Below are 8,415 nucleotides of genomic sequence, written 5' to 3' on the forward strand. Positions count from 1 at the left end.
CCACCGTCTGGGAGATCCTGAAGGAGCACGGCATTCCGCCCGCGCCGGAGAGACAGAGCCACACCTGGGCCGACTTCCTGCGCGGCCAAGCCGACGCACTGCTCGCCTGTGACCTCTTCGAGGTCCGCACCCTGACCGGTGCCCGCCTGTACGCCTTTGTCGTTCTCAAGCACGCCACCCCGCATCCTCGGCGCCACCGCACACCCCACCGCCGAGTGGATAGTGCAGCTCGGGCGGAACCTCGTCATCCGCGATGCTCGGCGAGTACGGCCTGCACACCGTCAGCGACGTCGCCGAGGTTCCCCAACTGATGCTGCAGCGTCTGCTCGGCGCCCGCACCGGACGTGCCCTCCACGAGCACGCCCAAGGCCGCGACACCCAGGTCGTCGACCCCACCCCGACGCCGGCGAGCACCAGCACCGAGCACCACTTCGCCCGCGACGAACTCGACCCGGCCGCCCACCGGCGCGTCCTGCTCGCCCTGGCCGAGGACCTTGGCGCCCGCCTCCGCGGTTCCGGTCATGTTGCGACGGGCGTGACCTTGAAGGTCCGCTACGCCGACTCCAGCGGCACCCGGCGCAGCCGTACGCTGCCCGAAGCCACCCAGCACACCATGCTCCTGGCCCGCACCGCGTACGCCGTGTATGCCCCCCCCTCCCTCTCCAGCGCGCCCGAGTTCGCAGCATCGCCTGCGCGCGGACGCCCTTCGGCCCGCCGACCAGGCCACCCGGCAGCTCACCCTCGACTCGGCGGACGACAAACCCCTCGCGGTCGAAGCCGTCGCCGATCGCGCCCGCGTCCGCTACGGCCGCCAGGTGCTCTACCCCGCCGCCCTCGCGATCAGCTCCCGGCGCCCGCCAGCCCGGCATCAGGACGGAGGTGGCCGCCCAGAGGACGCGCGTGGACGTCGTGCGACGTAACTACCCCAGACGCCCGCGATGTGGCCCATTGCTTGGGTGCCGATGCCGGATCCACTTGGTTTCTGCGACCATCTGCCCATGGTCGACTGCTGGGATCGTTCAACGCTGCGCGCACTGGTCGGCGAGGTCGTCTCGGGGCTTGGCAGCCTGACGCACCGGGAGCTGAACCCGGCCTTCGAACAGCTGGGGATGCCACCGGTCCCTGATGACGCCAGCAGCAAGCGCGAGCGGATGGAGATGAGTCTCAGCCAGGTACCCGACGCATGCCACAGGTCACGCAACACCTCCTGGAACAGAGCCACCTCTATGTGAGTCCGTCGCGGCGCTACCGGCTCGAGGACCTGCTGTGGGAAGAGGACGCACCGCCCGAGATACCCAAGAAGGCCCGCCGTGAACTGGCACGCGCTCTCGACCTGTCGGAGTTGGCCCAGCACCACGACCGTTTCATGCGGCTACTTGAACGATTCTGGATAGCCGAGGACTCGGGCCTCTCCTTCGCGGAGCTGGGGGGCCTGCTGTTGAACGGGATGCGTCCCGTGACGCTGAGGGACCGCATCGAGCGGTATGCCTTCCGTAATCTCGGGGACTGGTCCACGGAAGACCTTTTCGACAACCTCGGGGCGTTCGAAGCCGGGGACGCCAGGCTCGCCCGCTTCCTCGAGGGCCTGGTATCAGCGGATGTCCTCCTTGACGAGCATCTCCAGGAGAAAACCGTCAGCACGATCAACGGTCATCTCACGGCTGCTGGAGTCGAGTTGAGAGTGACCGGCAACGATGGCGGCTATCCAGTGTTCACCGTGGTATCGACCCGACTGCCCGGCAACCGGCGGCCGAAGAACATCATCTTCGCCTCGTTCACCAAGCCGGACATCCGCTTCCAGTCCTCAGTGGACAACGACATCGAGATCGTCGGAGGCAACCCGGACGACACTCTCGTCTAGGCGACTGTGATGGCTTTCCAGGACGCCGTCGCCCGGACGTGAGGGACGGCGACGGCCGAGCGTGCGACGCGGGATCCGGGTCAGCCCGGCGTACGGATCCGCCTGTACACCGATCTCCGACAGGCGCTCCCCAGGCCCATGGACGCGGAGGAGTCCGGGATGCAGTGAGGCTGGCTCCGTCGCTACGGGGGAAGCGGCGGAGCCAGCCTGGCTCTACGGTGCCATACCGGCGTGCGACGTGCTCGCTTCCTGAGCAGAAGTCGCCTCCGCAGGAGTTACCTGAGCACCTTCAGGGGGTGAGTTCGTCCAGGAGGTGGGCTCCGTTGTTGCGGACGTTGTTGACGGCGGTGGAGACGGGGCGGGCGTTCAGGTGCCCGCCGGCCGGCTGGCCGAGCAGGGCCCGCAGCTCGTCGGGGCTCTGGTGGGCGGGGTCGAGCCAGGCGTCGTAGTGGTCGGGGGTGAGGGCGAGCGGCATGCGGGGGTGGACGCGGCCGGCCGTATCGGTGGCTTCGGTGGTGATGATAGTGCAGGTCATCAGCCAGGCGGCCGGGTCGTCGTCCTGCTTCACGGCCGGGTCGCGCCAGTACTCGTACAGCCCGGCGAGTGCCATCACCTGGTCATCCTCGGGATGGATGAAGTACGGCTGCTTGCGCACCTTGCCGGTGGCGGGGTTTTTGGCCTGCTGCCACTCGTAGAAGCCGTCGGCGGGCAGCAGACAGCGGCGGCGGGTGAACGCGCGACGGAACGCGGGCTTTTCGTGCACCGTCTCGACCCGCGCGTTGATCATCCGGGCGCCGATCTTCACGTCCTTCGCCCACGACGGAACCAGGCCCCAGCGCAGCGGCCGCAGTTCCCGCTTCGCCGCCTCGATGTCTTCCTTGTCGTCGCGGGGTACGCGTTCGAGGACGGCCCACACCTCGTTGGTCGGGGCGACATTCCAGTTGGGCGCGAGCGCCTCCTTCGCGGGGACGTCGGGCACCTGGAAGAGCGGCGCCAGCTCCTGCGGGCTGCGAGTGGATGCGTATCGACCACACATACCGCCACTCTCGCATTGCCGCAGCGCTTGGCAACCGTGCGGCCCGGGTCTACAGCACGCGCAGGACGCCGACGACCTTGCCGAGGATGCGGGCGTCATCTCCGGGGATGGGCTGGTAGGCCGGATTGCGGGGCATGAGCCACACCCGGCCGTCGTGCCGGCGCAGCACCTTGACGGTGGCTTCGTCGTCCAGGAGCGCGGCGACGATGTCCCCGTGATCGGCGCTGTCCTGGCGCCGTACTGTCACGATGTCGCCGTCGCAGATCGACGCGTCGATCATGGAGTCGCCGGAGACAGTCAGGGCGAACAGATCGCCGTCACCCACGACTTGGCGGGGCATGGAGTAGACGTCCTCAACCATCTCCACGGCGAGCAACGGCGAGCAACGGCGCGCCGGCGGCGATCCGTCCGACGAGCGGGACGTCGACCGGCGCCTCGCTCCTGCCTCCCAGGTCGGGTGCCCACGAGGGCCTGACCCGGTAGGCGCGGGGGGTGTGCGGGTCGCGGTAGAGGATGCCTTTGCGCTCGAGGGCCATCAGCTGATGGGCGACCGAGGACGTACTGGCGAGCTTCACGGCCTGGCCGGTCTCCCGCATCGACGGAGGGTAGCCCTGCCGGTCGACCGTCTCCGTGATGTAGCGGACGATGGCCGCCTGGCGGCTCGTCAGTTCCCCCTCGGCGGCCCTAGAGCCCGGGGGGCGGCGCCGGCGTGCGGGCGCGGTGTTCTCCATCCCGGCACCTCCGTACAAGATCGTTCGGAACGAACCCTATCCCGCCATCCTCCATAAATGGAACACCTTGTCGATTCCCTGAAGTCCGGGAGGCGGGTCTCAGTAGCATCTCTCCCGCCGCCAAGTTGATCTTGCATACCGTGCATCGGGTTCGCCGTTGGAATCCGTTGTCCGCGATCACGGCACCGCGTTCGATGGACGCATGGGAGTGAAGAAGACAGACGCGAAGCCCACGCGAGCGTCGGCCCGCGCGGGAGACCGCCCGCGCGTTCCGGCTGGGTGTCCCCACGCTCTCCGAGGGCACCGGGCCGCCATCGAGGGGCATTGGTGCAGGTCGAAAGTTTTCTCGTCGCGTCTCGCAATTTGTTCGGCATTTCGCGTGGGATGAAAACTGGTTCCTACATAAGAGAGGGCACGCAATAAGAAGGAGTCCGAGGATGAAGGACCTGTGCCCTCAAGACGGGGAACCGTTCGACGAGGCGGAAGAGGACTGGCTGTTCGGCGACGGGCCGGTCCCGCAGACGCCTCCGTGGAGCACCTCCGAGCCGACCGCCAGCTGGCCGATGCGGTACGAGGACGACGACTCTTCCCCGGGTGGGTGTTTCGAAGACGACGATCCGGATCCCGGAGTGCTGGCCGACGGACGCCCCGCGAAGATTCCCTCCGCGACACGGGACCGGCTGTGGATCTACGGCTACTTCACCCTCAAGCGGATGATCAGGGACGGCGAGATTTTCGAGAAGTGCGCGGCCAAGGACCGCCCCGTGTACCCGTCCCTGGATGACCGGCGGACCATCCAGGACTCCGTGGAGGACCGCGATGCGCTCGCCGGGGACACTCTCATGGCCGCGATCAAGCACGTAGAAGGAACCTGGCACACATGGTCGCCGGAGCGGGGCGCAAAGTTGGAGACCTACTTCATCGGCGGCCTGGCCCTCTACTTCCCCACCGTGTTTCGCCGCTGGCAACGCAACCGTTGGCGGCTCGTCTTCGTGCCGGCCGCCGACGCCGTACCCCTCGCGCGCCGTGCGGCCGGGCTGTTCGCGGACGGAGATCCCGGGCGGCAGGCGGACCTGCGGGGTGCGCTGGAAGAGGTGATGCGACTTGCTGGTCCCGAGGTGCGGGCCATCCTCTCGCGCACGGTGGCCGGCGAGACCCAGGACGAGATCGCCGAACATCTCGAGTCCAGCCGCAAGGCCATCGAGGGACGGCTTTACCGATTCCGCCGCCGCTTGCAGGAGCAGGGCATCACCGCCGCCACACTCCTGGGCGGTGCCGCCGACGCGCAGAGGGGGCGGGGGGATCAGTGAACGGGGACGACAAGGACGGCCAGATCAGCGTGCGCATGCTGCTACTCCTGTTGATCGGGGCGCTCACGGTCTACACGGCCTTCCGCCACCCGGAGTTGGGCGTGGCGATCGGGGTCGGTGCCGTCGTCGTGGCGCTCGTACATCAGCTGCTCGGACGGTGAGCCGCCGGGCCGGCGCTGGCCCGGTCCGGCGATCTGCTCGACATCGACCTTCGTAAAGGCGGGCGGCCCTGCGCAGCGGGCAGAAAGCCGTACGCGGGCTACTGGTTGAGCAGCGGCGCGAGCGTCATGCGCTGTTCGTCGAGGCCGCGGTAGTGGAGGGCTGCCATTCCTGCATCGCGGGCTGCGGTGACGTTGGCTTCGGTGTCGTCGATGAACAGGCAGCGCTCAGCCGTGGCCCCGACTCGTTCGGCGGCGATGCGGTAGACGCGGGGGTCGGGTTTCGCGACGCCGATGCGGGCGGTGTTCACCACAGTGTGGGCAAGGCTGTCTAGTCCCTGGCGGGCGAGGTCCTGCTCCAGTCGTGTGGTTCCGTTGGAGACCAGGGCCACGGAGGCGAAGTCGCGGACGCGGGTGAGCAGGTCCACAAGTTCCAGGTCGACGAGCGGGAGGAGTTCGCTCCAGGCGGCTACGGCGCTCCTTCGAGCCGCAGCTGTCGGCGAGGTCGGCCGCCACGGCGGATCTCCACTGTTCGTCGGTGATCTCTCCGGTGATGGCGGGGTGGACGCGGGCAGGAGCGAAGGCCGCGGCCGCGAGTGCGCCGGCGGGCAGCCCGTGAGCGTGTTCGATCTCGTTGTCGGAGGGCCAGTGCCGCAGGACGCCGTCGACGTCGCAGAGTACGGCCGTATACGGCATCGAAGGGTGTGTCGGGCGGTGCTGAGTCATACCCGCAGTCTGCTTTCCCGCGCGGTGCGTGGAAGGCTCATCCGGCCAGGACGACGGGGTGCATGGGTGCACCGTGCGCCAGGACGCCGGTGAGCAGGTCGGCGAGACCGAGAGGGTAGACGGTCTCGGCCGTGGCGCGCAGTTCGGCGAGGGTCCACCAGCGGTGTTCGCGGATGTTGTCGGGCTGCGATACTCGGGCCGGGTCGACGTCGGCTGCGGAGACGCGGGTGAGGAAGTACTTTTCAACCTGGCGGACCTCACGGCCGCCGACGAGGTGGTCCTTGCTGCGCTCCGCGAGCTGCGCCCCCAGGTCGACCGTCTTCTCGTCGATACCGAGTTCTTCGCTTAGCTCGCGGAGCGTCGCCGTGGCGTGGTCTTCCCCGTCCTCCAGTGAGCCGCCGGGTGTCGCCCAGAAGCCGCCGTTCTCGTCGTAGCGCAGCAGCAGGATGCGATCGTCGGCGTCGAGGACGATGGCGCGGGCGGCTTCCCTCAGCGGCGGAGTGGAGGTCGTCATGCCCTCCAGTGTGGCAGTCCCCGAAGGCAGGTCAGGACCGCTCGACCAGGTATTCGCCAACGCATGCCGCGTCCAAATCGCAGGCCTGGAGCGTGGCGAGCGCGTGGGCTGGAGTCTCGACGATGGGCTCGCGGTCGTTGTAGGACGTGTTCAGGACGACGGGCACTCCGGTGAGCTGGTGGAAGTGCTCGATCAGTGCCCCGTAGGCGGGCGCGGTGGCCGGGTCGACGGTCTGGACGCGGGCGGTGCCGTCGACGTGCACGACTCCGGCGATCTTGTCGGCGTGGTCGGGTCGGACGGGCGGGGCCAGCAGCATGAACGGGTTGGTCATGTCCAGGTCGAACCAGGTGCTGGCGTGATCGGCGAGGATGGCCGACGCGAATGGCCTAAATGGCTCGCGGTGCTTGATCCTCTGGTTGAGGGCGTCGGAACTGGCGGTGGTGCGGGGATCGGCGAGGATGCTGCGGGCCCCCAGCGCGCGGGGCCCGAGTTCGCCGCCCTGGAACCATCCGATGATCTTCCCGTCGGCGATCATCTGGGCGGCTGTTCGGGCGATGTCACTCTCGCGGCGCCATGTGAACGGTGTCCGGCGCCGTTCGACCAGGCCGGAACGGGGGTCGCGGCGCAGGGCCTGCTCGATCTCCTCCGACGTGTAGTCGCGGCCGAAGTAGTCGCTGGACAGCGGCCGCCTGGGCAGTTCGCCGGTGAGGCGGTGCCAGGCGTACAGGGCGCAGCCGAGGGCCTGGCCGCGGTCGGATGAGGCGGGTGGGGCAAAGTAGCCGGTGACCGCGTTCAGGCGGCGGATCTTGTCGGCGGCGACGCAGTTGAGGGCCACACCGCCCGTGAAGCACAGGTTGCCCAGGCCGGTGGAGGCGATGGTCTGTTCGGCGAGCGCGCACAGGGCGCGCTCGGTCTGGTTCTGGACGTAGGCGGCGGCGTTGATACCGAGCTCGTGCTCGCCGCGGCTGCCGTACGGGCCGAAGTCGACGCCGGTCCGTTCGGCGAGGTCGGCGACGCCGGGCGCGGGGGTGCGGGTGAGCCGTCCGTGGACGTGTGTGTCGACGACGTCGAACAGCGGAGCGAGGTAGTGGCCGGCATCGCCGTACGAGGCGAGAGACATGGTCTTGCCGGCCTCCTGCTCATGCCAGCCGAGCCAGTTCGTGAAGGCCTCGTAGGTCGCGCCGATCCCACCGGAGCGCGGCCGGGTCGGCGGGGTGCCGCCCACCCGCTCGATCCCGCCGGGGGTGGCCCGGTAGTAGGTCTCGGTGTCGTTGTTGTTGCCGCCGCCGTCGACGACCAGCACGGTCGCCTCCTCGTACGGGCTGAGGCAGTAGGCGGTGTAGGCGTGGCCGAAGGTCTTCTTCCAGGTCGCGGTGGCGTCCTGCTTCTCGGAGTGCGCGAGGACGAGGACACCGTCGATGTCCACGATCACGCTGCCGTCGGCTGCCGGGCCGTTCGTCCCGGCCAGCTCCCAGACCCGCGTGCGTACTTCGGCTCGGGCCGCGCGGATCGCGGTGAGGGCCTTCGGCCCGGCTGCGGCGAGGGCGTCGACGAGCCGGGAGACCCTGGGGTCGGATGCCACCGGGCCGAACACGTCGGGCTCGGCCCGCAGCATGGCGACGTCGGCGAGGCAGTCCCCGCCCAGAGCTGTTGCGAGCGCGACATCCAGCAGGACCTTGCCCGGGTCGTGCACCGTACGCGGCTTGCGCCATGGCGCCATGGCCGCCGATACCGCGGTGTCCAGACCCACCTTGCGGACCGTCTCGACCAGCAGCACGGCCCCGGCCTGCGAGACCGCCCCGCGGCCGCCGCCCTCGACGCGGACACGCGGGTACAACCCGATACGCTTGCTCACCTGGAGAGTGCTTCTTTCCGTGCAATCAACAGGACCCTAGACAAGTCCCATCGTTGCAGGTCAGGAGCACTCTCTGCTTATTTTATCAAGACGTGGACGAGCACGCCCATGAAAGCGGAATTCAGCACTAGTAGGGCTTGGTCAGGTCGGTATGGGGTCTGGCATGTCGCGGTGACAGGTGGGGCAGGCGCCGGTCCAGACCGCGAGGAGTAACTGCAGTTCGC

The 8,415-nt window shown here is 68.7% G+C and carries 8 protein-coding genes and 4 pseudogenes; 6 read left to right on the top strand and 6 right to left on the bottom strand.

The genetic code is table 11. The features are described from left to right. The 4 genes and pseudogenes from KUM49_RS48570 to KUM49_RS48575 all read left to right on the top strand — a co-directional run. Positions 1–249 (top strand): annotated as a pseudogene (locus tag KUM49_RS48570) (integrase); the annotation flags it as partial. Between the two features lie 4 nt (positions 250–253). Next, the gene (locus tag KUM49_RS25335; RefSeq protein ID WP_374200197.1) at positions 254–1,126 is read left to right on the top strand and encodes a hypothetical protein; all 873 of its coding nucleotides are present in this window, start codon (positions 254–256) and stop codon (positions 1,124–1,126) included. 57 nt (positions 1,127–1,183) lie between these two features. After that, positions 1,184–1,861 (top strand): hypothetical protein, encoded by a 678-nt coding sequence (locus KUM49_RS25340; protein WP_217239251.1) that lies wholly within the window; start codon positions 1,184–1,186, stop codon positions 1,859–1,861. Positions 1,862–1,918: 57 nt separating this feature from the next. Further along, positions 1,919–2,029 (top strand): annotated as a pseudogene (locus tag KUM49_RS48575) (DUF6207 family protein); the annotation flags it as partial. Between the two features lie 121 nt (positions 2,030–2,150). On the opposite strand, the gene KUM49_RS25345 reads toward KUM49_RS48575, so the two are convergent. Then, the gene (locus KUM49_RS25345) at positions 2,151–2,897 is read right to left on the bottom strand and encodes an SOS response-associated peptidase (protein WP_217239252.1); all 747 of its coding nucleotides are present in this window, start codon (positions 2,895–2,897) and stop codon (positions 2,151–2,153) included. A gap of 49 nt (positions 2,898–2,946) precedes the next feature. After that, positions 2,947–3,628: pseudogene (lexA, locus tag KUM49_RS25350) on the bottom strand (transcriptional repressor LexA). A gap of 437 nt (positions 3,629–4,065) precedes the next feature. On the opposite strand from lexA, the gene KUM49_RS25355 reads away from it, so the two are divergent. Both KUM49_RS25355 and KUM49_RS25360 read left to right on the top strand, forming a co-directional pair. Continuing rightward, on the top strand, positions 4,066–4,938 hold the full coding sequence (locus tag KUM49_RS25355; RefSeq protein WP_217239253.1) for a hypothetical protein: 873 nt from the start codon (positions 4,066–4,068) through the stop codon (positions 4,936–4,938). Then, positions 4,935–5,099 carry a hypothetical protein gene (locus tag KUM49_RS25360; RefSeq protein ID WP_217239256.1) on the top strand — a complete coding sequence of 55 codons (165 nt, stop codon included), beginning with the start codon at positions 4,935–4,937 and terminating at the stop codon, positions 5,097–5,099. Before KUM49_RS25355 ends, KUM49_RS25360 begins: the two co-directional genes overlap by 4 nt. A 98-nt stretch (positions 5,100–5,197) precedes the next feature. Here KUM49_RS25360 and KUM49_RS48580 read toward each other — a convergent pair whose 3' ends face one another. From KUM49_RS48580 to KUM49_RS50775, 4 genes and pseudogenes are all read right to left on the bottom strand, one after another. Then, positions 5,198–5,524 carry an HAD-IA family hydrolase gene (locus KUM49_RS48580; protein WP_308406737.1) on the bottom strand — a complete coding sequence of 109 codons (327 nt, stop codon included), beginning with the start codon at positions 5,522–5,524 and terminating at the stop codon, positions 5,198–5,200. Positions 5,525–5,859: 335 nt separating this feature from the next. Then, positions 5,860–6,336, bottom strand: coding sequence for an NUDIX hydrolase (locus KUM49_RS25370; RefSeq protein ID WP_217239254.1), 477 nt, complete (start codon positions 6,334–6,336; stop codon positions 5,860–5,862). A gap of 31 nt (positions 6,337–6,367) precedes the next feature. Beyond that, a complete protein-coding gene (locus tag KUM49_RS50770; RefSeq protein ID WP_374200198.1) occupies positions 6,368–7,639 on the bottom strand; it encodes a carbamoyltransferase C-terminal domain-containing protein in 1,272 nt (423 codons plus the stop codon). 42 nt (positions 7,640–7,681) lie between these two features. Continuing rightward, a pseudogene (locus KUM49_RS50775) lies at positions 7,682–8,191 on the bottom strand (transposase); the annotation flags it as partial. Between the last annotated feature and the right edge of the window lie 224 nt (positions 8,192–8,415).

Origin of the sequence: Streptomyces sp. AC555_RSS877 (genome assembly GCF_019049245.1) — a bacterium.
GTDB lineage: Bacteria > Actinomycetota > Actinomycetes > Streptomycetales > Streptomycetaceae > Streptomyces.

Excerpts from the sequence above, each read along its gene's own strand:
- KUM49_RS25335 (WP_374200197.1), top strand. The coding sequence starts at position 254 with ATGCTCGGCGAGTACGGCCTGCACACCGTCAGCGACGTCGCCGAGGTT.
- KUM49_RS25355 (WP_217239253.1), top strand. The coding sequence starts at position 4,066 with ATGAAGGACCTGTGCCCTCAAGACGGGGAACCGTTCGACGAGGCGGAA.
- KUM49_RS25370 (WP_217239254.1), bottom strand. The coding sequence starts at position 6,336 with ATGACGACCTCCACTCCGCCGCTGAGGGAAGCCGCCCGCGCCATCGTC.
- KUM49_RS25345 (WP_217239252.1), bottom strand. The coding sequence starts at position 2,897 with ATGTGTGGTCGATACGCATCCACTCGCAGCCCGCAGGAGCTGGCGCCG.
- KUM49_RS25340 (WP_217239251.1), top strand. The coding sequence starts at position 1,184 with ATGCCACAGGTCACGCAACACCTCCTGGAACAGAGCCACCTCTATGTG.